Source organism: Halobacillus aidingensis (assembly GCF_900104185.1).
GTDB lineage: Bacteria > Bacillota > Bacilli > Bacillales > Halobacillaceae > Halobacillus > Halobacillus aidingensis.
In genome coordinates, this window is record NZ_FNIZ01000021.1 from 1 (window position 1) to 26,442 (window position 26,442).

Annotated in this window: 28 protein-coding genes and 1 pseudogene; 18 read left to right on the forward strand and 11 right to left on the reverse strand. The window is 42.6% G+C overall.

Annotated elements, in window-relative coordinates; translation table 11 throughout:
* Positions 1-222, forward strand: a pseudogene (locus BLS23_RS16750) (IS110 family RNA-guided transposase); the annotation flags it as partial.
* Positions 223-796: 574 nt separating this feature from the next.
* On the opposite strand, the gene BLS23_RS16755 reads toward BLS23_RS16750, so the two are convergent.
* Positions 797-1,348 (reverse strand): DUF3267 domain-containing protein, encoded by a 552-nt coding sequence (locus BLS23_RS16755; RefSeq protein ID WP_089654200.1) that lies wholly within the window; start codon positions 1,346-1,348, stop codon positions 797-799.
* A 228-nt stretch (positions 1,349-1,576) separates the two neighbouring features.
* Here BLS23_RS16755 and BLS23_RS16760 point away from each other — a divergent pair, with 228 nt between their 5' ends.
* Positions 1,577-1,909 carry a DUF1878 family protein gene (locus BLS23_RS16760; protein WP_167356107.1) on the forward strand — a complete coding sequence of 111 codons (333 nt, stop codon included), beginning with the start codon at positions 1,577-1,579 and terminating at the stop codon, positions 1,907-1,909.
* A 57-nt stretch (positions 1,910-1,966) separates the two neighbouring features.
* Here the strand turns inward: BLS23_RS16760 and BLS23_RS16765 are convergent, their stop codons facing one another.
* Together BLS23_RS16765 and BLS23_RS16770 are read right to left on the reverse strand one after the other, a co-directional pair.
* Complete coding sequence (locus BLS23_RS16765) at positions 1,967-2,539, reverse strand: HTH-type transcriptional regulator Hpr (RefSeq protein ID WP_089654202.1); 573 nt, start codon at positions 2,537-2,539, stop codon at positions 1,967-1,969.
* A 191-nt stretch (positions 2,540-2,730) separates the two neighbouring features.
* Positions 2,731-3,252 (reverse strand): GbsR/MarR family transcriptional regulator, encoded by a 522-nt coding sequence (locus BLS23_RS16770; RefSeq protein WP_089654203.1) that lies wholly within the window; start codon positions 3,250-3,252, stop codon positions 2,731-2,733.
* A gap of 286 nt (positions 3,253-3,538) precedes the next feature.
* Here BLS23_RS16770 and proV point away from each other — a divergent pair, with 286 nt between their 5' ends.
* The 3 genes from proV to BLS23_RS16785 all read left to right on the forward strand — a co-directional run bounded on the left by proV (position 3,539) and on the right by BLS23_RS16785 (position 6,575).
* Positions 3,539-4,741 carry a glycine betaine/L-proline ABC transporter ATP-binding protein ProV gene (gene proV / locus BLS23_RS16775; protein ID WP_089654272.1) on the forward strand — a complete coding sequence of 401 codons (1,203 nt, stop codon included), beginning with the start codon at positions 3,539-3,541 and terminating at the stop codon, positions 4,739-4,741.
* A complete protein-coding gene (locus BLS23_RS16780; RefSeq protein WP_089654204.1) occupies positions 4,725-5,570 on the forward strand; it encodes an ABC transporter permease in 846 nt (281 codons plus the stop codon). The genes proV and BLS23_RS16780 overlap by 17 nt, the downstream gene beginning before the upstream one ends.
* A gap of 69 nt (positions 5,571-5,639) precedes the next feature.
* Positions 5,640-6,575 (forward strand): glycine betaine ABC transporter substrate-binding protein, encoded by a 936-nt coding sequence (locus BLS23_RS16785; RefSeq protein ID WP_167356108.1) that lies wholly within the window; start codon positions 5,640-5,642, stop codon positions 6,573-6,575.
* Positions 6,576-7,490: 915 nt separating this feature from the next.
* Here BLS23_RS16785 and BLS23_RS16790 read toward each other — a convergent pair.
* The 3 genes from BLS23_RS16790 to BLS23_RS16800 form a co-directional block, all read right to left on the reverse strand.
* Entirely contained in the window at positions 7,491-7,898 is a 408-nt protein-coding gene (locus tag BLS23_RS16790) for a YtxH domain-containing protein (protein ID WP_089654206.1), read from the reverse strand.
* Between the two features lie 169 nt (positions 7,899-8,067).
* The gene (locus BLS23_RS16795) at positions 8,068-8,601 is read right to left on the reverse strand and encodes a tryptophan transporter (protein WP_089654207.1); all 534 of its coding nucleotides are present in this window, start codon (positions 8,599-8,601) and stop codon (positions 8,068-8,070) included.
* A gap of 121 nt (positions 8,602-8,722) precedes the next feature.
* Positions 8,723-9,181, reverse strand: a complete 459-nt coding sequence (locus BLS23_RS16800) for an HIT family protein (RefSeq protein ID WP_115895197.1) — start codon at positions 9,179-9,181, stop codon at positions 8,723-8,725.
* Positions 9,182-9,290: 109 nt separating this feature from the next.
* On the opposite strand from BLS23_RS16800, the gene BLS23_RS16805 reads away from it, so the two are divergent.
* From BLS23_RS16805 to BLS23_RS16815, 3 genes are all read left to right on the forward strand, one after another.
* Positions 9,291-10,034: an ABC transporter ATP-binding protein gene (locus tag BLS23_RS16805; protein ID WP_089654209.1), complete on the forward strand. Its 744-nt coding sequence runs from the start codon at positions 9,291-9,293 to the stop codon at positions 10,032-10,034.
* On the forward strand, positions 10,027-11,241 hold the full coding sequence (locus BLS23_RS16810) for an ABC transporter permease (protein WP_089654210.1): 1,215 nt from the start codon (positions 10,027-10,029) through the stop codon (positions 11,239-11,241). The genes BLS23_RS16805 and BLS23_RS16810 overlap by 8 nt, the downstream gene beginning before the upstream one ends.
* A gap of 158 nt (positions 11,242-11,399) precedes the next feature.
* On the forward strand, positions 11,400-12,101 hold the full coding sequence (locus tag BLS23_RS16815; RefSeq protein ID WP_089654211.1) for an EcsC family protein: 702 nt from the start codon (positions 11,400-11,402) through the stop codon (positions 12,099-12,101).
* On the opposite strand, the gene BLS23_RS16820 is transcribed toward BLS23_RS16815, so the two are convergent.
* Together BLS23_RS16820 and BLS23_RS16825 are read right to left on the reverse strand one after the other, a co-directional pair.
* The gene (locus BLS23_RS16820; RefSeq protein WP_089654212.1) at positions 12,098-13,267 is read right to left on the reverse strand and encodes a M20 metallopeptidase family protein; all 1,170 of its coding nucleotides are present in this window, start codon (positions 13,265-13,267) and stop codon (positions 12,098-12,100) included. The two genes, BLS23_RS16815 and BLS23_RS16820, sit on opposite strands and share 4 nt — an antisense overlap.
* Positions 13,268-13,404: 137 nt before the next feature.
* Entirely contained in the window at positions 13,405-13,842 is a 438-nt protein-coding gene (locus tag BLS23_RS16825) for a ferritin-like domain-containing protein (protein ID WP_089654213.1), read from the reverse strand.
* 229 nt (positions 13,843-14,071) lie between these two features.
* On the opposite strand from BLS23_RS16825, the gene liaF reads away from it, so the two are divergent.
* The 5 genes from liaF to BLS23_RS16850 all read left to right on the forward strand — a co-directional run bounded on the left by liaF (position 14,072) and on the right by BLS23_RS16850 (position 17,605).
* Entirely contained in the window at positions 14,072-14,827 is a 756-nt protein-coding gene (gene liaF / locus BLS23_RS16830) for a cell wall-active antibiotics response protein LiaF (protein ID WP_089654214.1), read from the forward strand.
* A gap of 13 nt (positions 14,828-14,840) precedes the next feature.
* Positions 14,841-15,905 (forward strand): sensor histidine kinase, encoded by a 1,065-nt coding sequence (locus tag BLS23_RS16835; RefSeq protein WP_089654215.1) that lies wholly within the window; start codon positions 14,841-14,843, stop codon positions 15,903-15,905.
* The gene (locus BLS23_RS16840) at positions 15,902-16,528 is read left to right on the forward strand and encodes a response regulator (protein WP_089654216.1); all 627 of its coding nucleotides are present in this window, start codon (positions 15,902-15,904) and stop codon (positions 16,526-16,528) included. Before BLS23_RS16835 ends, BLS23_RS16840 begins: the two co-directional genes overlap by 4 nt.
* 157 nt (positions 16,529-16,685) lie before the next feature.
* Entirely contained in the window at positions 16,686-17,111 is a 426-nt protein-coding gene (locus BLS23_RS16845) for a disulfide oxidoreductase (protein ID WP_089654217.1), read from the forward strand.
* Positions 17,108-17,605, forward strand: coding sequence for a thioredoxin family protein (locus tag BLS23_RS16850; RefSeq protein WP_089654218.1), 498 nt, complete (start codon positions 17,108-17,110; stop codon positions 17,603-17,605). Before BLS23_RS16845 ends, BLS23_RS16850 begins: the two co-directional genes overlap by 4 nt.
* 35 nt (positions 17,606-17,640) lie before the next feature.
* Here the strand turns inward: BLS23_RS16850 and BLS23_RS16855 are convergent, their stop codons facing one another.
* Positions 17,641-18,147, reverse strand: coding sequence for an antibiotic biosynthesis monooxygenase family protein (locus tag BLS23_RS16855; RefSeq protein ID WP_089654219.1), 507 nt, complete (start codon positions 18,145-18,147; stop codon positions 17,641-17,643).
* A gap of 96 nt (positions 18,148-18,243) precedes the next feature.
* Between BLS23_RS16855 and BLS23_RS16860 the strand changes: the two genes are divergently transcribed.
* The 4 genes from BLS23_RS16860 to hemY all read left to right on the forward strand — a co-directional run bounded on the left by BLS23_RS16860 (position 18,244) and on the right by hemY (position 23,917).
* Positions 18,244-20,394, forward strand: a complete 2,151-nt coding sequence (locus BLS23_RS16860) for a transglycosylase domain-containing protein (protein ID WP_244157260.1) — start codon at positions 18,244-18,246, stop codon at positions 20,392-20,394.
* Between the two features lie 107 nt (positions 20,395-20,501).
* Positions 20,502-21,539 carry a uroporphyrinogen decarboxylase gene (gene hemE, locus BLS23_RS16865; protein ID WP_089654221.1) on the forward strand — a complete coding sequence of 346 codons (1,038 nt, stop codon included), beginning with the start codon at positions 20,502-20,504 and terminating at the stop codon, positions 21,537-21,539.
* Between the two features lie 34 nt (positions 21,540-21,573).
* Positions 21,574-22,503 (forward strand): ferrochelatase, encoded by a 930-nt coding sequence (hemH, locus tag BLS23_RS16870; protein WP_089654222.1) that lies wholly within the window; start codon positions 21,574-21,576, stop codon positions 22,501-22,503.
* A 7-nt stretch (positions 22,504-22,510) separates the two neighbouring features.
* The gene (gene hemY / locus BLS23_RS16875) at positions 22,511-23,917 is read left to right on the forward strand and encodes a protoporphyrinogen oxidase (RefSeq protein WP_089654223.1); all 1,407 of its coding nucleotides are present in this window, start codon (positions 22,511-22,513) and stop codon (positions 23,915-23,917) included.
* Positions 23,918-23,967: 50 nt separating this feature from the next.
* Here the strand turns inward: hemY and BLS23_RS16880 are convergent, their stop codons facing one another.
* The gene (locus BLS23_RS16880) at positions 23,968-24,912 is read right to left on the reverse strand and encodes a nucleoside hydrolase (protein WP_089654224.1); all 945 of its coding nucleotides are present in this window, start codon (positions 24,910-24,912) and stop codon (positions 23,968-23,970) included.
* A 177-nt stretch (positions 24,913-25,089) separates the two neighbouring features.
* Here BLS23_RS16880 and BLS23_RS16885 point away from each other — a divergent pair, with 177 nt between their 5' ends.
* On the forward strand, positions 25,090-26,106 hold the full coding sequence (locus tag BLS23_RS16885; RefSeq protein ID WP_089654225.1) for a LacI family DNA-binding transcriptional regulator: 1,017 nt from the start codon (positions 25,090-25,092) through the stop codon (positions 26,104-26,106).
* A 199-nt stretch (positions 26,107-26,305) separates the two neighbouring features.
* Here the strand turns inward: BLS23_RS16885 and yhfH are convergent, their stop codons facing one another.
* Positions 26,306-26,434 carry a protein YhfH gene (gene yhfH / locus BLS23_RS16890; protein WP_074735206.1) on the reverse strand — a complete coding sequence of 43 codons (129 nt, stop codon included), beginning with the start codon at positions 26,432-26,434 and terminating at the stop codon, positions 26,306-26,308.
* Positions 26,435-26,442 lie beyond the last annotated feature (8 nt).

Consider the following 26,442-nt stretch of genomic DNA (forward strand, 5'->3'; position numbering starts at 1 on the left):
CGGAGAACGGCTTCACGTAAAGGTAAAAAGCGCGCAGGAATCGTTGTAGCTCATGCGATGTTACGAATCTCCTACTACCTCTTAACACGAAAGGAAATGTATGTAGATTTAGGAGAAGATTACTTCGATAAACAAAAACAACAAGCCATTGTTAAGCACTCATTGCGTAGGTTAGAGGGGTTAGGTTACACAGTGACAATTGAGGAACCAAAGGTATCCTAAGTCCATTCTCCAACTCAATAGATCTTTGAATGAGACGCTCTCCTCAAAAAGAAGAATGAGCTGCGTCTACTTTAGTATTGCCATTTTTCCATATTATAGAACTTTATTTTCATGGTAGGAGTCTCACCGTTTCCCTCCGCCCCTTGGCCATAAGAGTATCTCGAAACCACTTCCAGAATAAGCGGCCTTCCATCGTAATGGGAGTTGGTGTATTCAACTCTCAAACAAGTAGTAAACTATATTCTAACGCTTGCTATAGAGCGCTTCTCAACTAGAAAGCAGTTATTATGGAAGACGCTCCATTCGTGTACGTGGGTTCGTTTATCTCATCTCTCGAGTGGGGTGGTTGGGAAGCTGTGAGACTCCCGTGGGAGAAGGAGATAGGCGAGATCCCGCAGGACGTAGTCCGAGGAAGCTCGGCGCTCCCCCACAGGAAAGCGAGTTGCTTCTCATACACCCCTGACGCCTAACTCAGCAACGAACCCCTAAACATCTCGAAATCAAGTCTTCCACAATCCTGACATATACTGTAAGAAAACGCAAAAAAACAACGTTCAGAGTGAACGTTGTTTTTTTATGCTTTTGGCTGATGGATCAAGATATCATAGCCTTCTTTCGCATTCTCGATCAAGCACTTTTTCGGTGCTTTTGCGAAATAATTTAAATAGAGAAAATCAGAGAAAGATAATCCGATGTTCACAGATGCAAAGAGTACGAGATATGCAAAGTAGTTAGGGAAGACATATCCCATGATGAGTGCAGGAACTGTAATCAAGAAAGTCGGTGCAAGAGCCATCATGATGGATGTCTTCTTTGATAACCGAGTTTTGCACTGATAGGTGAAGGTCGGAACAAATCGTTTCCTGAATTTGAACTTCACTCGCAACCGCTTATAGCTGAGCATCAAAGGCAGCATGTGCATAAGGCGGTGCATCGACGGTAAGAAAAACAAAATAACCAACAACGGTAGAAAACCGTGATCATTCATCTCATGCGTACCGTGAATCATTGAATACGGCAGGTATAAAATTAGGAATGAAAGTAGTCCTGTAAGAAAAGACATCAGGTAAACACGGTTCAGACCGAATTCTTTATTGATGTTTACTGTTTTCCAGCAGTTCATCATAAGAATCCCTCCCTTACAACAAAAAATACTGTGAATTTATTATGAATATCGATATGATAGTAGTACGTTTTATGTTTCGTTTGTTTGGCACAAGACGAATAATAGTATGTTTGAGGAGAAAAAGCAATAGGTTTTTTGTAAAAAAAATATTTGCTTTATACTCTTTTGTTGTAAGATCTTATAAACCTTGGTATGACAAGGGTGACTGCAGGTTGTGGAGGGAGTATTTTGGAGAAGGGAAATCAATGCGAAACCTTTGCATTCCACTTGAATTTATTACTAGAAGTCGAAGAGATGAAGAAATATCCTTTTACGAAATTAGTCATTGAAAAAAGCTTAACAAAAAAAGAATATAAGGAAACGTTGCAGTTATTAGAAATTTTGAATGAGCGTTACGAAGAGGACGTGGCTAACGGTTTGATGAATCACTCTAATTTGGTGATTCACTTTGCTGGCATGCTTTGTTACAAGCTACCTATAGAAGAGGCGTTGCAAGCACTAGATCAGCAGGGGCTTTACCCGAAATTGACGAACCAACTTATTCGTCTTCACCATAAATAGAACCCTTTCCAATAAATGTTTAATGGAAAGGGTTCTATTTATTTATTTTCCTATTTGTTATGAGGACCTTGATTTTTTCTTATAGTCCTCAATATCCGTCGGTTGTTGGACCAATGGCTCCTCTTCAATGTTTTCTAGTGAACGTTCAAGGATTTCTATATATTCGTCTCCATAAATCTCCTTGATCAAAGCAGATAAATCTAAGAACTCAGGAAGCTTACCATACATTTCTGTCATTGGCATAGCGCCTCTAAGTACAGAGTTATCTTCTGGGTTATACTCTTCCAGCGTTTCTTCTAGAAGTTCAATCCCTGCATCTGTTAATTCTACATAGGTGTTTCTTTTGTCGTTTTCACGTTTAGAAAACTGAAGGAGCCCGCGCTCTTCCATTTTCTTTGAGAAATTGAAGGCGGTTGAAACATGCATGACACCGTACTTGGAAATCTCAGAAATGCTTGCCCCTTTCAAATGATAAGCAATCCACAAAATGTGATGTTCGTTGATGTTCAATTGGAATGGCTTGATCCATTCCTGCCAGTCCTTTTCAATGGCTTTCCAAAGCGCTTTGGAGAGTTGAGCCATTTTATGACTATAGAATATGGCGTCTCTTTTTGAAATTTTATCCTTCATTTACCTCACCCTCTTAAGGTATTTTTTAAAACTATTCTATCTGCAAAAGGCTTTTAGTTTCAAAGAGTTTCCCACTTATAATCATATAAAATTTTAATAAATTATCAAGATATAATGTGCTGAAAAAATAAAAAAATAAGGAACATGCAGAGCTAGAGAAAAAATGGCTCTGCATGTTTGAGAAAAAGGGGTTAATCAGAAGGGTTTTCGCTAGGATCTAGTTCCTTGAAAGCTTCAGCAATCCATTCGTGAAAACGGACCATATCTTCCATACGTCTGTACAGCTGTTCCGCCTGTTGCATTTCCTCTTGATTGACATATTCCTGGACTCTCTCTTTCAACTCACCTTCCATACTTTCAAGTGTATCTTTTTGTCCATTTGCGGCCGCCTGCCACTTCTTTATATAGGATGACATGAAGTTTCGATATAAGTTTTCATTGGCTTGATAAAGGTCTTTACGGAAGCCTTTCTTCCATACTCGTTCGACCAGCCTTTGGTCCAATAAGCCTCTTACGCCTGTACTCATAGAAGTTTTACTTTTACCCAAAGCCTCGCTCATTTCATCTAACGTCATTGGGCCCTGATGCAGATAGAGAGTAACAAACAACCGAGCATCAGCAGGGGTAAGTCCAAACATTTCCAGTGTTTTAGAAAATTCATTTGTGACTTTCGTATGCATGTCTTCAAGGAAATGGTGGTCTTTTACTACCATAAGATCCTCCTTCGCAAAAAATCTATATACCACGTTACTATAATTTCCAGTTTTATTAAAATGACTGAAAGGGCTTAAATATCAAGTATTTAAAAGTAAAATGGCGTAATTTATGCCTTAAACTTTATACAGTTTCAACTGTACATAATTTTTGTTCTTGATTTAAAGTATTTATCGTTTGAACTTTCTATTACAAATAGGTTACATTATGTAAGGTGGTTGTTTAAGTACGGAAATAAAAACGATGAAACGTACCATAATAAACAAAAAAGAAGAGGTGAGAGACGTGCCGATCATTCAAGTAGAAAACTTATCGAAAATTTTCGGTAAGAATGCTAAAAAGGCTACTAAATACTTAGATGAGGGTTTATCAAAAGATGATATCCTCGAAAAAACCGGCAATACTGTCGGTGTTAACCGCGCGTCCTTTGATGTAGAAGAAGGGGAAATCTTTGTCATCATGGGGCTGTCCGGAAGTGGTAAATCGACACTCGTCCGGTTGATTAACCGATTGATCGAACCAACAGAAGGTAGTGTATATATTGATGGCCAGGATTTGGCTAAGATGGACAGCAAAGATTTACGGGAAGTCCGTCGCCAGAAGTTGAGCATGGTATTCCAACGCTTTGGTCTTTTCCCGCATCGTACAGTACTGGAAAACGCAGAGTTTGGTCTTGAAGTCCAAGGGATTGATAAAAATGAGCGTAAAGAAAAGGCGAAGAAATCATTAGAAATGGTTGGACTAGGTGGATACATCCACCAATTCCCTGGTCAACTATCCGGAGGGATGCAACAGCGTGTTGGTCTTGCACGAGCCCTTGCGAACGATCCAGAAGTTCTATTAATGGATGAAGCCTTTTCTGCATTGGATCCATTGATTCGTAAAGAAATGCAGGACGAATTATTAGAGCTGCAAGAGTCCATGAAGAAAACCATTTTATTCATTACCCATGACCTTGATGAGGCGTTAAGAATCGGTGACCGCATCGCTCTGATGAAGGATGGGCGCATTGTTCAAATTGGTACACCAGAAGAAATCCTAGTGAATCCTGCGAACGATTATGTTGAGAAGTTCGTTGAGGATGTAGACCGTTCCAAAGTGTTAACGGCTGAAAATATTATGAAACGGCCAGAAACGGTAGATATTCAAAAACATGGTCCGCGCACAGCACTTGAACGGATGCGTAAGGAAGGACTTTCAAGCATCTATGTAACGGATGCAAAAAGAAATCTTCATGGGTATGTAACCGCTGATGATGTTTCTCATGCTGTGAAACAGGATGCAGATAACTTGAAGGGTATTCTTCGCACGGATGTGCCGAGGGTTGAGCCTCAAACACCGATGCAGGAAATTTTCGATATTATCCATGATTCCCCGGTACCTGTAGCTGTTATTGAAGAAGGAAAATTAAAAGGGGTAATTGTGAGAGGAGCCGTCCTGGCGGCGTTAGCTGGAAGTGAGGTGAATTTAAATGGGTTTGATTCCTAAACTGCCTGTAGCTGAGTGGATTGATACAGCGACAGAGTGGACAACAGATACATTTGAATTCTTATTTGATTTTATAAAGGAAGACTTTGGTGACTTTATTGAAATCGTAGCAGAAGATTGGCTGATGGGCATTCCCATTTGGCTATTCATTATTGTTGTAGGTGTTTTGGCCTTCTTTGTTTCTGGGAAAAAGTTGGGCTTAACGGCTTTTGCAGTCATCGGCCTATGGTTTATTGCCAACCAGGAGTTATGGGAAGAGTTGATGAATACATTTACGCTCGTTATATTTGCGAGTTTGATCTCCGTTATTATCGGAGTTCCATTTGGAATTTGGATGGCAAAAAGCAAAATGGCAGAGAAAATCCTTACACCTGTCCTTGACTTCATGCAGACGATGCCTGCCTTTGTCTATCTGATTCCAGCCGTAGCTTTCTTCAGTATCGGTATGGTACCAGGGGTGTTTGCCTCTGTCATTTTCGCAACACCACCGACCGTTCGTTTTACGAACCTTGGAATTCGTCAGGTGTCCCATGAATTGATTGAGGCATCCGATGCATTCGGGACGACCGGAGCTCAAAAATTATTTAAAGTCCAATTACCAATGGCTAAAAAGACGATCATGGCAGGAATCAACCAAACGGTCATGCTTGCACTATCCATGGTGGTCATTGCATCCATGATTGGTGCGAAGGGACTTGGACAAACGGTTATTACCGGCCTTCAGCGTGCTGAAGTCGGAACTGGTTTCGTTGCAGGTCTGGGTATCGTTATTCTTGCGATCATCATTGATCGTTTCACACAAAACTTGAACACCCAGCGTGGTGACTAGTAAATACGGTTAGAAAAGGGGCCTTGGACCCTTTATCTATATAAAATCTTTAAAAGGGGAGAGATTTACATGTTTAACTGGAAACGTTTCGGCATGGTGGCCGGAATATCTTTAACACTTGTAGCTGCAGGTTGTGGATCTTCAGAAGATGAAGGCACAGAGTCAAATGGAGATTCCAACGGTGATGAAGCCGCTTCTGAAATGAATTATGGGGAAGAAATGGGCTATGAAATCACTGGTATCGAAGCAGGTGCAGGTGTTGTAAGTTCTGCGGAAGATGCTGTTGAAGAATATGAAAACCTGAGTGGTTGGGAAGTTTCAACCTCTTCTTCTGGTGCTATGGCAGCAGCTCTAGGTGAAGCCATTGAGAACGAAGAACCAATTGTTGTTACTGGCTGGACGCCACACTGGAAATTCGCTAAATACGATTTGAAATATCTTGAAGATCCGAAAGAAGTTTTTGGTGGGGAAGAACAAATCAAAACAATGGTTCGTCAAGGACTTGAAGATGATAAGCCGAACGCTTATAAAATCTTAGACCAGTTCAACTGGGAAGCAGCAGATATGGAAGAAGTGATGCTTGAGATTTCTGATGGAGCGAGCCCGGAAGAAGCGGCTCAAAACTGGATTTCCAATAACCAGGATAAAGTAGATGCTTGGACAGAAGGTACCGAAGAAGTAGATGGTACAGAAGTTGAGCTTGTGCTTGTAAACTGGGATTCTGAGATTGCTTCAACAAACGTCGTTGCAGAAGTCATGAAAGAGCAAGGCTTTGAAGTAACGATTACACCGCTTGATAATGGCCCGATGTGGGAATCTGTTGCCGCAGGTGAAGCTGACGGAATGGTTGCTGCATGGTTGCCAGGAACACACGGTGATCAGTATGAGCAGAATAAAGATAAGCTAGAAGACCTTGGAGCGAACCTTGAAGGTGCCAAGATTGGTCTTGTCGTTCCTGAATATATGGATGTCGATTCCATTGAAGATTTAGAAGCAGCTGAATAATAAGCTTGAAAAAGCGTGTAGAGGTTTGAACCTCTACACGCTTTTATTTTTTGCTCGGGTAAATCCCACAGTTTATTATATATAAGCTCCCGTTTGTGGAAGACTCAGTTTCGAGACTTTTGTTGAGTGGATGGGGGCTGCGGGGAATGGCTCGCTTTCCGCGGGAGCGCGGTGAGCCTCCTCAAGCTTCGCTTTGCGGGGTCTCACCAAGCACTTTTTTCCTCTTACGTATCCGGTTCCGGCGCCTAGCGGCTAGTGAGACTTCCCTCGCTTCTGTACGATAAGTCAACATCGAATCGCTGCGCTCTTCGTGTTTCCGTTATCTCCGCCAGCTCAGTCCAGTCCATACGCCGCTGATCGAGGCGCCTCCACACTTAAGATAGGAGTCTCGCCATTCCCCTTCGCCCCTTGCTATAAGAGATTCTCGAAACCACTTCCGGAATAAGCCGTTTTTATGCCCATGGTAATTGGAAGGGAATGAACTCCTAAGGACGCTATTCCGCACACGAAAAGCTTGTTATAGAGGCTTTATGCTTATAACACCGGGATAGTGGAAGGCACCCTCCCACAGTAAAGGGTTTCGTTTCTCATCTTCATGGAATGGGGTGGTTGGGAAGCTGCGAGACTCCCGTGGGAGAAAGGAGATAGGCGAGATCCCGCAGGACGAAGTCCGAGGAAGCTTGCCACTCCCCCACAGGAAAGCGAGTAGCTTCCCAGCCACCCCTAACGCTCAACACGTCAAACGAACCCCGAAGTCTCGAAATCGAGTCTTCAAGAATCCTGCCATATACTTTAATAACGCATAGTCCACACCAATATTAACGGCGCGTTTATGGAATAGAACGAAATGGGGTTGAATATAGATAGGGGAAAAGGACAAACATAAAAAATCCCGCTCGAGGCGGGATGGATGAATTATTGGTGGTTGATGACTTCATGACTGGGCTGTGTGGTATGATCTTTTTGCTCAGCCTTTGCTTTCTCTTCCAGTTCTTTTAAGCTTTCTTCAATTTGTTCTAAATATTTCTGGATGTTTTTCTGATGGGGTTCAACGGTGCGCTTCCAGCTTTCAATGGATGTTTTTACATCTTCAGAAAGTTCTTTAATGAGTTCTGCGCCTTCTTTAGATGTTTGCGTAATCTGATCCTTCAGCTGCATCCCATCTTCTTTTAAGCTGAGAACGGTATTTTTCAAGTTCTCGCTTTTCAGTTTGGCATTTTCTCTAAAATCACGACCGGAGGAAGGTGTGCTCAGTAACGTATAAGCGGCTCCAATGACTCCTCCGACTAAGAATCCCAGCGCTAATGATTTTCCATTTGGCATATCAGTCAGTCTCCTTTCAATCACTCTCTATTTTATATTTTCTCTTAATATGTATGAATGAAACCTTAAAAACATAAAAAAATATTCTTTAGACGAGAAGGAAAAACAAAGGCACTACATTCGATGTAGTGCCTTTGGTGTAAGTCAAGGTTCATTCTGTATACTCTCTTTAAGAGGCTGGTTGAGCTGCTTTAGCAAGATCAGTTCGTCTTAAGATCTTTTGGGCAGTCGGATACATGATGGCTACAAACAACACGTTAAATGCTGCTGCGGGTAGAACAACTGTAGCAAACATTAGCCCGAAGCTCGCTTCCATAAGGCCGATGATATAAAGGACAACACCTAAAAAGATGGAGCCACTGATCATCGTACCGATGGCTGCTAAAGCAGGCTGTACGAATTTTTGATGTGATATTTTTTTAGTCAATAGGACAAGTCCGAAGAAAGCAAATGCTGTGAACGGTTTATCAATGATATTGGCCAGTTGGCCGCCTGGAACGGTGGTTGTCATCGCTGAGATGAAGCCTGTCGCTAAAGATATTAATAGGACATAAGATGGTTTCGGGAACAATAAGATTCCCAGGAACATCATAGCGAGCATCATGTCCGGTCGCATTCCGAAAAAGAAGGGGGGTGCGACGGCATGCAGAACAGCACCAATTCCTACTAATAAAGATAACATGACTAAAACACGAATATTCATTTAAACATCTCTCCTCAACTATTCTAATCTCATCTAAATTTGCACTCCAAACGTGCCCTCATGACCGTTTGCGAATGCATGGTAGTATTATAGCAGTTTTCTCATGAGAAAATCAATCCATTTAACCAGGGATGTGTTGGTTGATCTCACCAGCGATGGCTTGTAAATCTTCTGGTGAATAATCATCGGAGTGGACTTCCCACTTAGCGCTGAATCCATCCCCTTCACCATATCTCGGAATAAGGTGGATATGTAGGTGGAAGACAGATTGGCCTGCTGCTTCCTCATTGTTGTTTAGGACGTTTAAACCAACAGGAGCATAGGTTTGTTTAATTGCATTTGCAATCTTCGGAACTCTTGAGAAAAGCTTTTCTGCTGTTTCTGGATGCGTGTGATAAATATCTTGGCAATGCTGTTTTGGAATAACTAACGTGTGACCTTTTGTTACTTGACTGATATCAAGAAAAGCGTACACCTCATCGTCTTCATACACTTTCGCTGAAGGGATTTCTCCATCAATAATTTTGCAGAAAATGCATTCATCTGCCATATGCAAACACTCCTTTCCGTTTGATAGCATTGTACCATATCAAAGAGTGAAAACTCGATGAAGACGGTGAGTGAAAAGTGTATCGAATGGGAAAGTATGATAAAATTTGTGCAGGAAAAATAATGAAGTGAGGGATAAGATGGAACCTTTATTACATATCAAAGACCTCCACGGAGGGTACACCCATAAAAATGTACTGCATGGCATATCTTTCGATGTCCACCCGAATGAAATCGTCGGCCTCATCGGTTTGAATGGTGCGGGGAAAAGTACCACCATCAAACACATCATCGGAATGATGCAGGCAAAAAAAGGAAAAGTCTCCATCAATGGAACATCATTTGAAGAGAACCCGGAAGAGTATCGACAACAGCTCGGTTATATTCCGGAGATGCCTATTTTATATGATGAACTGACATTGTACGAACATCTCCACTTGACCGCTATGGCCTACAATGTGCCAGAAGACGTATTCAAACAGAGGTTGCAGCCGCTTCTCAAAGAATTTCGGATGGAGAAAAAGCTCAAATGGTTCCCTGTGCACTTCTCTAAAGGGATGCGCCAAAAGGTTATGATTATGTGTGCATTCTTAATTGAACCGGACCTCTATATCGTCGATGAACCTTTTGTTGGTCTGGATCCCCTCGGCATACAATCCTACCTGCAGTTGATGGAGGATATGAAAGATAAAGGAGCGGGAATATTAATGTCGACTCATATCCTTGCTACAGCGGAGAGATATTGTGATCGTTTTATCATCCTCCATGAAGGAGAAATCAGAGCTAAAGGGACGCTTGACGAGTTGCGCACGTCATTTGATCAGCCGGGCGCATCCCTTGATGATATTTATGTACAGCTGACAAAGGAAGAACAATATGATTAATGCAAAGGAATTTTGGACGAAGCGCTTCTCTGAACATACGAAAGAGACAAGCCGTTACTTAAAGTATATTTTTAATGGCCACATTGCCGTTGCCATGTTGTTCTTTATCTCGGCGCTCGCTTATTACTACCAACAATGGCTGCAAAATTTGCCGGAAGATTTTCCTACCGCTTGGATTATAGCGCTCGCTTTTGGATTCATCGCGGGGTATAGTCCTGTGCGTACACTTCTCAAAGAGCCGGACTTAGTTTTCTTGCTTCCTGCTGAATATCAGCTAGATGATTATTTCCGTCGCTGTTTATATTACAGCTACGTTGTCCAACTTTATGTCATTTTTCTAATATCAGCAGCCCTTGGTCCCTTGTATTTTGCCTCGTATCCAGAACTTGGTACCCAGTATTACTTAATGATGATCGGTGTTGTTCTAGTCATTAAGATTTGGAATATGATGTCCAACTGGTGGATGCTAAAAGAAAGAAACCCCAGAACACGGCTTGTGGACCAGGTCATCAAAGCGGTATTGAACATCACCATTTTTTATTTTCTCGCTCAAGGGGAATGGGTTTATGCCAGTATCGTGACCGTGCTGCTTGTAGGCGTCGTTCTTTACACGTATTCTCTCTCCAGGCAAAAAGCTGGACTCGCTTGGGATTTACTTGTAGAAAAAGACCAGCAGCGCATGAGGACCTTTTACAGAATCGCGAATATGTTTACAGATGTTCCTCATTTGAAAAATACAGTCAAAAAACGCCACACCCTTGTACGAGCGATTGTGGATCGAGTTCCTTACCGGCAAAACCAGACCTTTTCTTATTTGTATAAAATCACTTTTATACGAAGCAGCGATTATCTAGGTATGTACATCCGCCTTATAGTGATTGGTGCATTGGCCATTTGGTTTGTATCCAATCTATGGGTGAAAGTCGCGTTTGCCATTCTATTTCTCTACTTGAGTGCATTTCAAATGATGACATTGTGGAATCACCACCGCACCATTGCCTGGCTGGATTTATATCCGGTTAAGAAAGAATGGAAGGAAAAAGCAATCCTGCAATGGTTACAGCAAATCATGTTGTTTCAAACTTTCCTGTTCGGTCTATTGTTTGTATTCCAATGGAACCCTATAGGGCTTGTTCTCGTATGGATAGGTGGAAGTATCTTCAGTTATTTGTTTATACAAAACTATGTGAAAAAGAAATTAACGTAACAGGGAAGACTACTTAAGCAGTCTTCCCTGTTTCATATCCACTTCTAAATAATCACTCTGATCCAGATTGGCGATCCATTTGTCTCAAGAGTTATGAGAGAAGTTTAAAAATCATCACTATCTAATTGTTCTTATAAAATTATGTGGAGGTGTTAGAAATGAGTTTTGAAGAGCAGGCGAAAAAGGAAGCCCTACGTTGGAGTAAATCATTGGACAAGCGGTCGTCCATGATACAGAGGAGTTCAAAGCAGGTGCAGTCTAAGATTAATGAAAAGATTCCTGATCGTGTACACGGGGTGGTAACGGATAGCGTTCGTTCAATGATTGAGATTGCTTTAACCACATCAGAGTACATCCGCCCTGTAAAGGTCCATCCAGATTGGAGTTTTGAAGAGCGTGAAAGGCAAGTCCGTGAATTAGTTAAAAAATATAAGAAAACAGCATCCGTGGAAGGCGCTGGGACGGGTTTTGGAGGCTTTTGGCTCGGAGTAGCTGATTTCCCACTGTTATTAAGCATAAAGATGAAGTTTTTATTTGATGCGGCTCAGATTTATGGATGGAATGTTCATTCTTATGAAGAGAGGGTCTACTTGCTTCATGTATTCATGCTCGCTTTTTCCAGTGACAAGGTTCGTGGGGAAGTGAAGCGTAAGGTTATTGAATGGAATGACTTAGAAATGAAGGAAAAGAACGTGGATTGGAAGACGTTACAAATGGAGTATAGGGATACCTTGGATCTTGTGAAGCTTCTTCAATTGGTTCCAGGTTTCGGGGCCGTTGTGGGGTATGTTGCCAATGGGAGGTTGTTAGAACAATTAGGGGAGACGACCATTCAGTCCAGTCGCCTCCGTTTACTTTAACGTTCTTGATAACTAATAAAGGATTGGAATAATGTTTTAGCTGCGTGCGGCAGTGCTTTTTCGTCGAAATCGAATTTCGGGTGGTGATGAGGATAGTAATGATCTGGAATTTGAGCACCTGTAAAATAAAAAGTGCCTGGCTTATCCAAAAGGTAATAAGCAAAATCCTCTCCAGCCATGACCGGTTCGATTTCCTCTGTACGTAAAGAAGCATCAGCCTTATGAGCATGTTGTAAAACTAAGTCCGCTTCTTCGGGATGATTGACAACAGGCGGGTATCCTTTTTCATAAGTGAACTCGTATGCTGCGTCGTTTGTTTCACATGTTCCTTTTATGACTTTTTCCATCTCTTCAATGATCAAGTTTTGCACTTCAGGATCAAATGTCCTTACTGTACCGGTTAAGGTTGCTGAATCCGCAATGACATTAAATGTGGTTCCTGATTCAAACGTTCCCACTGTAAGCACAGCTGTTTTCAGTGGATCTACGCGACGGCTGACAATTTGCTGCAAGGAAGAAACCATTTGAGAGGCGATGACGATGGCGTCTTTTGTTTGATGTGGCTGGGCCCCGTGTCCACCTTTGCCTTGAACCTTGATTTCGAATCGATCCGCTCCGGCCATAAAAGGTCCTTTAGATGTTTGGATGACACCTGTTGGCGCATTCACCCACAAATGGGTGCCGAACACAGCATCTACATCGTTAAGGGCTCCTGACTCGACAATCGGTTTTGCTCCTCCGGGCGCATACTCTTCAGCGTGCTGATGTAGAAAAACGATCGTTCCTGGAAGTTCTTCTTTATGAGGTAGAAGTGCTTCGGCCAACCCTAGAAGAGCTGCGGTATGGCCGTCATGACCACACGCATGCATAGCCCCTTCATTCTTGGATTTATAAGGGACGTCATTTTCCTCCTGAATAGGAAGGGCATCAAAATCTGCTCTCAGCGCGACTGTCTTCCCCGGTTTTCCACCTTCGAGCCTAGCAAGAACTCCATTTCCTCCGATATGACTTTCATACGGAATTCCCAGTTTCTCATATGTATCCGCAATGAACTGAGCCGTCTTCTCTTCCTTGAAAGAAACTTCTGGATATTGGTGCAAATGACGGCGAGTTTTAACCATATTCTCGTATTGTTCATCGATGGCATGAAAGACGTTTTCCCACATATATTCTCCTCCTTGTTGCCTTGGTGAAGTGTAGCAACTATTTTTATAAATTGTAATATACATTCAGAATATTCTCAAATGCGTTCATGGTCGATTGACAATAAAAAATCCCCTGTCTTAGACAGGGGATAAAATCGTTAATCTTGCAGGCGGGAATCTTGAAGTAAACGACCGATTTCTTCCATATGACCGGTTTCGTCTGCAATCATATCATCCAGCTTCACAGATAATTCGGTGAGTCCGAGTTCTTCCGCTTGTGTTTTACGTTCCTCGTAGCGCTTGATCGTCTGACGCTCAGCTTCACGTGCTTCTTCTAACATCGGTCTCACTTCAGTCATTTGCTTGACTTCCGCAGGTGTTGTCGTCGGAGTTCCGCCTAGAGTGCTGATTTTTTCAGCTAGATAAAGAGCGTGCCCTTGTTCATCGGTTACTTCGCTCTCGAAAAATGGCTTGAGGACAGAACGGTAGAGCCCTGTAACGACAGCGGCATTATAGGTGTACATAATAGAAGCTGCGTACTCATGAGCTAAGTCTTCGTTGAGTCCATCGATTAAATTTTGCATTTTTTGATCCATGCAACAACATCCTTTCTTTTATGCTCTACTATAGATATTCCCATCGCTCTCCCGTTTAAACATAACCTCCGCCTAGAGACGGAGACAACTCCGTTCTCAGGGTCGTTTTACAAGTCTCCATTTCTAGATAAGATTAGGCTATACATTCAGTAAGAAGCTTTAAAAAGAAAAGGAAATATAGGACTTCTGTCGAATGTAATTTACGGAAGGTTAAAAAAGGGTGAGCATTATGCATAATAAAATTTCACAAGTCGTCATCGCACTTTTATTAGTTGTATTTGGATTTGTTCTTCTTTTGTCGAATTTGAACATTATTTCCCTGGAAATGAGTTGGACGTGGGGCAATATTTATCCAATTATTTTATTTGTCATCGGTTTAAAGGTTTGGTTGAATGCTTTATTGAAAAAGGGTGGAAGTTGGATCATCGGTTCATTCCTCACAATCTTCAGTACACTTTTATTGTTGGATCGACTCGGTGTTTTTGAGTTCTCCTTTGGCGATGTATGGCAACTTTGGCCGCTTCTTTTCATATACTTTGGATTTAGTATCTTTTTAGGTAGAAAAGGCTCTAAAGTGAAAATTGAGTATGATTCCAAAGGTTCTTCTTCAAACAAGTTGAAGTCCAAGCATATGATGATTGGAGACCATTCTTTTAATGAGGAGAACTGGAAGGTGGAACCGATGGATTTATGGAATGGAGTTGGTGATTACCGGTTCGATTTCACACGTGCTTTCATTCCGGATGGGGATACGCCAATCGTTGTGCGCGGCTGGGTTGGGGATGTGAAAATGTTAATTCCGAAGCATGTTCCTTTTCGTGTAGATGCAAAAGTGAAGACAGGCGATATCCGTGTCGGGGGACAGAAAGCTGATGGAATGCACAGAAGTGTGGAATATGAAACCGATGATTATTCAATGGCCACTCGCAGACTGACCATTGGTGTCGATCTTAAAGTGGGTTCAATTCGAATCGAACAGGTGTGAAAGGTGGGGGAGCATGTTAAAGCAATTGAATAGCATACGTTACATGTATATCCGATCACATCTTTATGGACTCATTTTAAATACGTTTATCCTGCTAAGTATCCTATTGTCTATTTACGTATGGTTTCAACCGGATTGGTTGAGTGCAGGGGCCATTTTAATGTTCATCCTGCTTTATGTTGTCCTTGGGTTTATCATGTCTCTGTATGCGGGCTTTCGGTCGAGTGGGGATGTCAAACATCGGCTGGATTACATATCGATGATGATTACCCAGCTTTCGAGGGGGAACTTCAGCAAACGGATTTACTTTAATGAAAATGATGAAATCGCTGCTGTAGGGGATGAATTGAATGTACTTGGCGAGAAGCTGGAGCAACAGAAGGATTCACTTGTAAAGCTCGCCGATGAAAAAAGCGAGCTGGCACGTACGGCTCACAAAGCGGCAACGATTGAAGAGCGGCAACGACTTGCCCGAGATTTGCATGATGCCGTGAGCCAGCAGTTATTTGCTTTAACGATGATGGCGCAGGCGACAGAAAAGATCTTTGACCGTCGTCCGGAAAAAGCAAAAGAACAGCTTCAGGAAATTACTCAAATGGCCCTTCAGGCTCAAACAGAAATGAGGGCGCTCCTTTTACACTTAAGGCCGGTTCATTTGTCAGGAGAACCACTGACGGAGGGGATTAAAACACTCATAGAAGAATTGCGTCAAAAGTGTCAGATTGATTTTGATGTAGATATGGAAGATTTAGGTGAGCTGCCAACGTCAGTAGAAGAGCAATTGTTCCGGGTCGTCCAAGAAGCACTTTCGAATATATTGAGACATGCCAATGCCTCAGAGGTGAAGGTGGAAGCCACTCATGACCAAAAGGAGATTTTCCTACATATTGCCGATAACGGTGTCGGTTTTGATACAGAAGATAAAAAAGCCAATAAGGCCTCTTATGGATTGAAAACGATGCGCGAACGGTGTGAGGAAATTGGTGGCACTTACTCTTTACGTTCAAGAAAAGGAGAAGGGACACATATTGATGTCCGTGTTCCTGTAAAAGTAAATGAAAAGGGGGAAAAGGAATGATTCGTGTCGTAGTCATTGATGATCACGATGTCGTCCGTAAAGGTGTCATTGCCTATTTAAGTACAGAAGAAGATTTGGACATCGTGGGAGAAGCGAGCAGTGGGTATGAAGGAGCAACGCTGGTTAAAGAGAAAAAACCGGATGTTGTTCTCATGGATTTGATTATGGAAAATGGTACTGGAATTGAAGCGACAGAAGAAATCATGAAAACCGAATCCTGTAAAATCATCATTTTGACAAGTTATTACGATGATGAAAAAGTTTTTCCGGCGCTTGAAGCAGGTGCGTTTAGTTATATGCTGAAAACATCTTCAGCCGATGAAATTGCAGAAGCCATACGAAAAGCGGCTCGCGGTCAAAATGTGATTGAACCGAAAGTGGCTACAAAAATGATGACCCGTTTCCGACAAGATCGAAAACCACATGAAGAGCTTACGAAACGTGAACTGGAAGTGTTGAAATGTGTGGGGGAAGGTATGACGAATCAGGAAATCAGTGATGCGCTCTATATAGGAGTCAAAACAGTGAAAACTCATGTTAGCAACATTTTAAGTAAGTTAGAGGTTCAGGACCGTACCCAGGCGGCCGTTTATGCCCACAGGAATGGATTACTTAAAAATTAGAAATGAAAGAAGAGGACCGCTTACAGGCGGTTTTTTTCATTTCGAGAGCAGCATCTTTTAAGGAAATGACAAAGGTGTGAAGGACTATGAAACTACTTTGTTTTCGAGAGAATACCTAGTATAATGGCATGAGAGAGAGGTAGAAAGGATACAAAATATGAAGAAAAGTATGGAAACAGCGTTGTTCCTGCTATGGGCAACATCACTCGTTGCTACTGTCGGGAGCTTGTTCTTTTCAGAGGTTCTCGGGTACGCTCCTTGTGAACTGTGCTGGTATCAAAGAATACTGATGTACCCGCTGGTGCTCATTTATGGGACAGCTTTATGGAAAAAGAAATGGGATGTAGCTTTCCCTGCAATCATCATGAGCGGAATTGGTATGTTCGTTTCTATTTACCATTACATGCTGCAGAAGATCCCGTCGCTTTCAGCGGCAGACACATGCGGCCTTGTTCCTTGTAATGGTCAATACATCAATGTTTTCGGGTTCGTGACGATTCCGTTTTTAGCAGGCATTGCTTTCATCATTATTTTTATTGTTCATTTATTTGTCGTTGTAAAGAAAGGAAGGAATAACGTATGAAAAAAGGTATGATTATCTTTGCAAGCGCCCTTGTGGTCCTTGTTGTAGTTCTTGTATTTGTCGTGAACTATCAAAACTCCGAAAAAACAGCAGATAATCCGTATGGGAAAGAAGACTTGCATCAGGCAACCATTGATCAATTGGATGATCCTAATTATCAAAACCAGATTCAACCAGATGCTCTTGAGGAAGAGATTCAATCAGGAGAGCCTACAACCGTTTATTTTTACGATCCGACATGTGTCCACTGTCAACGTACGACCCCAAGAATGATGCCGATCGTGAAGGAATACGATCTGGATGTCAAAAAAATGAACGTAAAAGAATTTGAAAGTCAGTGGAACAAATACGGGATTGAAGGAACGCCTACTCTCATTCATTTCGAAAACGGGGAAGAACAGGCGCGAATTTCAGGGGAGCAATCCGTTCGGGATTTAGACGATTTCTTCCAACAGGAAGTCATGGACAGTGAACCCGAAAAACAAGAGGAGTAAAAAAAGTGAGCGGTTTTCCGCTCACTTTTCCTATGCTACTCTTCGAGTTCAATCATTTGATATTTTGTAATGTACGCATCGCCATCAATAAACGATGGCTTCTTCTGGTGCTGAGGACCGGATTTTTTGTGAGCTTCATCAAAAGACTTGGAGTTCTTCCAGTCTTCGAAATCTTGTTCACTGCGCCATTGAGTAAGGACAACGTACGTATTGCCTTTTAAAGGGCGAAGGATGCGAATGGCTTGAAAGCCTTCACGATTTTCTACATTGCCCGCTCTTTTTTTGAAACGGTCTTCAAAAACAGGACGGCCTTCGTCACTCACTGGGATGTTGTTCATGACAACATAACCTTTCGATTGCATCGTACCCACATGATCGACGGTTTCATAGTTGCGTCCTTCTTCAAATATGGACGTATCTTCCCCTTCATAATAGGCGACCGTTTTGTCTTGATCCTGCATGAAAAACAGTGATGCTTCAGGGTGTTGTTGACTCAGTTTGGATAAGTAATTCAATGTACCATTGGTCATCGATACTTTCATAGCCGAATGTCTCCTTTCCTGCGTTATCTTCAGTTTAGCAAGCAGGGTTCCATGGTGGCAAGTTTGAAGGATAGAAACAGAAAGGATGCACGCCATTTGAACATCAAAGATTTAAAAGAACGCTTATCTTCTTGGTCCGGGCGATGGAAGTGGCCGGCCCTCATCTTCCTGACCCTCGTGTTGCTCGCAGGAATTGGTTACCTGATCATATTATTCGGAGGACGGTTTGTCGTAAATGAAGAGGATCTGATTCTTGATGAAATGACGACCGTGGAGACAGCCGGAGGTGAAGTGATCGAACGAATTTATACGAAAAACAGAAAGAACGTATCCATTCAAGAGGTTCCCGAGCACGTCAAGGATGCGTTCATAAGTATAGAGGACAGCCGGTTCAGAGAGCATTCCGGTGTGGATTTTAAAGGGATTATGCGAGCGGTCTATAAAGATATCATCGCCATGAAAAAGGTGGAAGGTGCTAGTACCATTACTCAGCAGCTGGCCAAAAACATTTTCCTTTCAAATGAAAAGACGTGGATGAGAAAAACGAAAGAAGTCATGGCTGCTCTTTACTTGGAGCGCAACTATTCAAAGGAAAAAATATTAGAATTGTATTTGAATCGTATTTATTTCGGGGAAGGGACGTATGGCATTGAAGCTGCTTCTCAGCATTATTTCCAAAAGTCTGCTTCTGAATTGACGATTGCCCAGGGAGCTCTGCTTGCAGGCTTGCCTAAGGCTCCGAATACGTATTCTCCGTTCGATAACCCGGATCACGCCAAGCAGAGAAGGAATGTTGTGTTATCACGGATGTACGACACAGGAAAAATTGACGCAACCGTAATGAAGCAAATGCAAGGTTCGACGCTTGCCGTTAAGCGTGCAGAGGAAACGGGTGAAACATGGTCTAATAGTTATGTAGATCTCGTCATCCATGAAGCAGCGGAGAAGTATCATATCTCTCGTGATGAGTTAAAACGTGGTGGATACCGGTTGGTTGTAGAAATGGACCCCACCATCCAGAAAATAGCTGCAGAAGGAATGAAAAACGGCGAGTTCGTCCCAGGTTCCTCGGGGTCGATCGAAGGAGCTTTCACTCTTATGGACCACTCCACAGGTGCGCTTGTTGCAGTTGTTGGTGGACGTGATTTTAAACATGGTGATTTCAACCGTGTCCGGGCGAAACAGGCTCCTGCTTCCATCATTAAACCATTTGCCGTCTATGGTCCGGCCATGATGACAGGAGATTATGATCCATTCAGTCTATTATCTGATGAAAAGCAGACGTTTGGCGCAAATGATTATTCTCCAAATAATTATGATGATCAATATGAAGGCGAAGTCTCGTTGTACCAGGCTTTGATCGAGTCTAAGAATGTGTCCGCCGTATGGCTCCTTGATCAAATTGGTATCTCTTATGCCAAAGGATATTTGGAGAAAGCCGGGTTAACGACAAAAGATAATGGTTTATCCATTGCTCTCGGTGGATTGTCTGATGGATACACCCCTCTGCAAATGACTGAAGCTTATGGTGCACTTGGTCAAAACGGAAAGAGACAAGAAAGCTATACCATTACAAAAGTTCTGGACCGAAATGACAAGGTCATCCATGAACATGCTGCTGATGAAACAGGAGTATTCAACGCACAGACAGCTTGGTATTTAACAGAAATCCTTCAGACGGCTGTAGAGGAAGGAACAGCGAAGGCTGGTAATTATCCTAAAGCATTAGCAGGGAAAACAGGGACTCACCAGGACCAGCATGTGTGGTTTGCGGGGTACACACCTGAATATGCTGGGGCGCTCTGGATGGGCTACGATCAATCAGGAAAGATTGATGGAAGCAGTGCTTATCCGACTCGCCTCATGAAGGAAATATTAACAAGGATCGATCAGGAAAAAAATCTGGCCGCTACTTTTGAACAACCGGAAGGGGTGGAAAGCTTACCTGAACCTGTGGATCTTCCCGTTTTAACGGACGTAACAGGAAGTCTCAATTTATCCGGTCTTGCTTCATTAAGAGGGACGATTCGTTGGTCCGCTCCTGATGATGAGCGAATTGTCTACCGTATTTTCAGGAAAGAAAACGGAGAAGATGTTAAAGTCGGTGAAGTGACGGGGAAAAACGAGTTTAAGGTTAGTGCTTTTGGTATCTTTGACAAGACGAGCTATTACGTCGTACCCGTAGATCCACTGACAGGGAAGAAAGGTCAGCCTTCCAATACGGTAAGCCTGAGTTGGGACCTGTGAAAAAAAGCACAAAATCATGACAAATGTTCCATTTTTCTATACAGAAGAACAATAAATCGTTATAGTTGTAAGCGGATAAATGTTGAACGGGAAAAGGAGTTCTGAAGATGAACAAAATTGAAAATGACACGATTTTAAAAGCTTTCCGTGGGGAAGAGACAGACCATACACCTGTCTGGTTCATGCGTCAGGCCGGGCGGTCACAGCCGGAATATCGTAAACTGAAAGAAAAGTACTCATTATTCGAAATCACCCATGACCCTGAACTTTGTGCTTATGTGACACGTCTTCCAGTGGAGCAATACGGTGTCGATGCGGCGATTCTTTACAAGGACATTATGTCTCCACTTCCTGCTATTGGCGTGGACGTGGAAATAAAAAAAGGCATCGGGCCGGTCATTCACAATCCGATAAAAACGAAAGCGGATATTGAAAAGCTCGGAACCATCGACCCTGAAGATGATGTGCCTTATGTAATGGACACGATCCGTCTATTAACAAAAGAACAACTCACAGTCCCATTGATCGGTTTCAGTGGGGCACCATTCACCCTGGCGAGCTATATGATTGAAGGTGGGCCATCAAAAAATTACAATAAAACCAAGTCACTCATGTACAGTGAGCCGATGACATGGTTCGCACTCATGGACAAACTGGCAGACATGGTGATTGCTTACGTAAAAGCACAAGTCGCAGCCGGAGCCAGTGCGATTCAGATTTTCGACTCCTGGGTTGGTTCTTTGAATGTTGAAGATTATCGTACGTTTATTAAACCAGTGATGCAGCGGATTTTCTCTGAATTGAAAGAGGAAGGCGTGCCACTGATCACTTTTGGTGTAGGAGCTAGACACCTAATTCATGAATGGGACGACCTTCCTGTTGATGTGCTTGGACTGGATTGGCGCATGTCAATTACAGAAGCAAGAAATGAAGGGATCACAAAGCCACTTCAAGGAAACCTGGATCCTTCACTGCTCTTAGCGGACTGGGATACCATTGAAGAAAGAGCAAAGAAAATCATTGATGAGGGAAGACAACACCCTGCTCACATTTTTAACCTCGGCCACGGTGTAACCCCGGATATCAAACCGGAAACATTGAAGCGGCTGACTCAACTTATTCATGATTATTCCAAGAAATCTTAATCGTGGTTAAAAAAAGATGAAGAGGTGAAGGAACATGGCAAAAAAACAAATGGGATTATTAGTAATGGCCTATGGGACGCCTTACAAAGAAGAAGATCTAGAGAGGTATTACACACATATCCGACGCGGACGCAAACCTTCGGATGAGATGCTGCAGGATCTGCGTGATCGTTATGATGCCATCGGTGGAATTTCTCCGCTTGCCCGTATTACAGATGATCAGGCAGAAGCTTTGAAGGATGCATTGAACGAAAAGCAGGACGATATTGAATTTAAAGTATATCTTGGGCTGAAACATATTGAACCATTTGTAGAGGATGCAGTTGCCCAGATGGCTGAAGATGGGATTGAAGAAGCCGTCTCCATCGTGCTTGCTCCTCATTACTCCACGTATAGCGTGAAATCGTACAATGGTCGCGCCAAAGAGGAAGCAGAAAAGCACGGCATTTCTATTCGTTCCGTAGAAAGCTGGTATGATGCACCTGGCTTTATCGACTATTGGAAAGATGTCATTGAAGCGGAATACACCAAGATGACGGAAGAGGAAAAGGAGAAAGCTTGCCTGATTGTCTCTGCTCACAGTTTACCGATGAAGATTTTGGAAGGGGGAGACCCTTATCCAGATCAATTGAAGAGAACAGCAGAACTGATTTCAGAAGCTACTGGAATTACGCAATATGAAATTGGCTGGCAAAGTGAAGGGAACACGCCAGACCCATGGATCGGCCCAGACGTACAAGACTTAACAGAAGAACTTTACCATGAAAAAGGCTACCGCAGTTTTGTGTACGCACCTGTTGGATTTGTATCCGACCACTTGGAAGTCCTTTATGATAACGACTGCGAATGTAAAGTCGTGTGCGACAAAGTCGGAGCTAACTACTATCGTCCAGAAATGCCTAATACTCATCCGAAGTTTATCCAGACACTTGCTGGTGTCGTGATGGATAAAGTGAAAGAGTAGATCACTTATGGAAGAGAGAAAGCGTATCGTCGTGGTAGGTGGAGGAATCACAGGGTTAACCTCTGCCTACTACTTACAAAAAGAAGCACGGGAGAAAGACTATCCTTTGGATATTGAATTGTTGGAATCCAGCGACCACCTAGGTGGGAAAATCGATACGGTACAAAAAGATGGCTTTACGATCGAACGTGGGCCAGACTCTTTTCTCGCTCGTAAAGAAAGTGCCGGGCGGCTTGCGAGAGAAGTAGGACTAGGGGATGAACTTGTCCCAAACGGTACAGGTCAGTCCTACATTTTGGTGAATGGTAAACTTCATAAAATGCCAAGTGGTTCTTTTATGGGGATCCCGACAAGGGTCCGTCCATTCCTTTTCTCCGGGTTATTCAGTCCAGTAGGAAAAGCGAGAGCTGCTTTGGATTTGGTCAAGTCGAAAAAAACAATAGAGGGAGATCAATCCCTCGGTTTGTTTTTCCGGAGAAGGCTTGGAAACCAAGTCGTTGAAAACTTGATTGAACCGCTCTTGTCTGGTATTTATGCTGGAGATATTGACCGTTTGAGCCTGCAATCCACTTTTCCGAACTTCTACGACCTGGAACAGAAGTACGGAAGTCTCATTAAAGGATTGCGTCAAACATATCCGATGAAGAAACCGAAAAAAGGTGAAAAAAAACCGAGCATGTTCCGTACATTAAGAAACGGCCTCGGTTCTCTTGTGGAAGCGATCGATGAAAGATTGGAACCTGGAACTGTCCAAAAAGGCGTGAAAGTGGATCATATCGAGAAGAAAGCCAATGGTTATCATCTTTTATTAAGTGATGGGACGGTAAAAGAAGCGGATGCGGTTATATTAGCGGCTCCCCATTATGCTGTACAACGCATGCTGTCACAGTATGACTTCTTAGAACCGTTCAAAGAAACGAATGCAACATCTGTAGCAAACGTCGCCATGGCCTTCGATGCCTCAGCCATTAAAAAGGATATCGACGGGACCGGTTTTGTCGTCTCAAGAAACAGTGACTTCCGTATTACCGCTTGTACATGGACGCATAAAAAGTGGCCCCATTCGACACCGGGAGGAAAAGTCCTCCTGAGGTGCTATGTTGGAAAACCTTCCGACCAGGAAGTGGTTCGTAAAACGGACGAAGAGATTGAAGAAATCGTATTGAATGATCTGAACAAAACGATGAATATCACGGCTAAACCTGAATTCTCTATTGTTACCCGATGGTATGACGCGATGCCTCAATATACAGTCGGTCACAAACAGAGGGTGAATGAGATTACGGAACAAATGGAAAAGGACCTTCCAGGTGTATATCTTGCAGGTAATTCTTACAGAGGAATCGGTCTGCCAGATTGCATCGATCAGGGAGAAACTGCTGTTCAAAATGTCATAGACTTTCTCTATCATTAAAAAGGAAGCATTCTTAAGAATGCTTCCTTTTTCTATCCATTCTTTTTTTACTATTTGGCTGTCATAATATCGACGAAGTCTTTGATGAAGGCTTTTCGATTGAAGTCAATAATGATATTGTGCATGGGATAATCTTCAATATATTCAGGTGCCGGGCGGAAGTCAGCGTAGGTTAGCCCTTGAGAAGGCCCGATCGCATTTACACTCACTTGTCTTTCTACAACCTTGTAATCTTCAGGATTCATCAAATAAGAGATTAATGTAACGTCATGAAGAGGGGCACCATCAATGCCAGGAATGATGGATTCGTATTGGGTACTGTAGTAGTCCATGATGGGAAAGATGATTTTTGAAAATGGTGTGTCGTTCTCAGCCGCCACTTTTTTTATCGTATCCAGAGGGATCACCGCGCGGTTGCTTACATTCAAAGGGACAAAGGTTACATTTTCTCCATGAGCGGCTACGATTTTGGCGGCTTGAGGGTCTCCGTACACGTTAGCTTCAGCAACGGAAGTGCGGTTACCAGGTACGAAAAACGCACCTCCCATTACATAGATATCTCCTGATTTATCAATGTTGCTTTCAGATTGGATATAGGTAAGAGCGAGAGAAGTAAAACGGGACAGGTTAATAATGGTCAAATCTTCCCCATATGTATCGATCAGTTCGTAAACTTTTTGAAAACGTTCATGGTCAGGAGTCTCAATCGTTGGGATGATTTCCCCGAGACCGTGGGCTCCGTGTATATCAAAGAAAAATTCAGGTGGTGCTCCTGTCAGAGGTTTATCTGCTCCTTTAATAATTGGTATATCAGGTTCTTGAGCCAATTGAAGCAGGTAAGCTGTGTTCTTTAATGCGATATCCTGACTAACGTTCCCATATTCTGCCACAATCCCCACGACTTCAATTTCAGGGTGGAGAAGGGCATACATAATAGCAAACGCATCATCAACACCCGGATCTGCGATAATCAAAACTTTTCTCAGGTGAATCATCTCCCTGTTTTTTCCTTTTTCTAATTTTATTATTCGTGATGGGTTAATATGTGTGGGAAGGTTATTTAAGGTTTTAGTGAATCTATATCAATATATGAAAGGGCTTGCAAGAAAACTGAATGATTAGTATGATTGGAATTGGAAACGTTTTCAAGAAAGCATTGAGGGGGAGTAAGTATGGCTACGATTGAAGATGTAGCGAAACTGGCTGGATTATCGAGGACAACGGTCTCCCGGGTCATCAATGATCAGCCTTACGTGACAGATGAAAAAAGACAGCGAATCATTCAAGCCATGAACGACCTTGGATATGTTCCCAATTCTTCCGCCCGTCGTCTTCGAAGTCAAAAAACGGAGACGATCGCCGTTCTATTGCCACGCCTGACAAATCCTTTTTTCGGTAATTTGATAGAGGCGATGGAGGAAAAAGCTTCCGAGTGGGGATATCAAGTCATCGTCTGTCAAACACATGATTCCAAGAAAAAAGAAATGGATTACTTACAATTATTGAAGACGAAGCAAGTGGACGGTGTGATTATGGCTTCACTTGTTAATGATTGGGAAGATGTTAAACCTTTTTTAGAGTGTGGACCTATCGTTTTTTGTAATGAATATATGGACGAGTCCAGCATTTCTATGATTCATATGGATCACAAGCAAGCGGCATATGAAGCGACCATTCACCTGTTGGAACAGGGGTGCACACACATTTCCTATGTAAGTGGTGGGCCTGAAAGTCACTTGTCAAAAAAACGGAAAGAAGGTTTTACGGAAGCTTTGTCTGAATATGGACTTTCTTTTCAGGAAGATTTAGCGATTGACTGGGCCATGGATGTCAGTGATGGTCAAAAAGTCTTTCATATGATTAAGGATGAGCTTCCACATGTAGATGGTGTATTTACTGGAAGCGACGAGGTTGCTGCCGGGTTAATTTATGAAGCGACTTCCTCATCCAATTGGGTGATTCCAGATGATTTAGCCGTCGTCGGTTTTGATAACCAGATGATCTCTTTATTGATGGTTCCTTCCGTTACAACGATTGAACAACCTGTGAAACAAATGGCTGATAAAACGGTTGAAGTGTTAATCCAACAACTCTTGCATCCTGGTGCTCTTGCCCCGAACAGATATGTCTATCCTCATCAGCTGCTTGTAAGAAATTCCACAAAACGCAAAAAACTATCCATCCAGTAGCACCCTGCCGGATGGATAGTTTTTTTGTGATCCAAAAATTTATTGAGCTATATAGCAGGATTGCGAAAGACTCGAAATCGAGTCTTCCACAATAGGGAGCTATTATGAAAAAGGGGAAAAAAAGGCAAAAAAAATAGCAGCCTTTGACAGCTGCTCCAAATCTCATGTTCTTTCTTATGTTTTTTGTGGAATACTAGACTTAGCGGGCCGGATGGTCACATTCGTCGCAAATGTTGCCGTAGCAGTCAGCTTTTTCCTGGATCACATTCCCGCAGTTGGAGCAGTGCTTTTTCGGAAGGTTACGGAAGAACTCAAGAACACTCATCATCTGTAAAT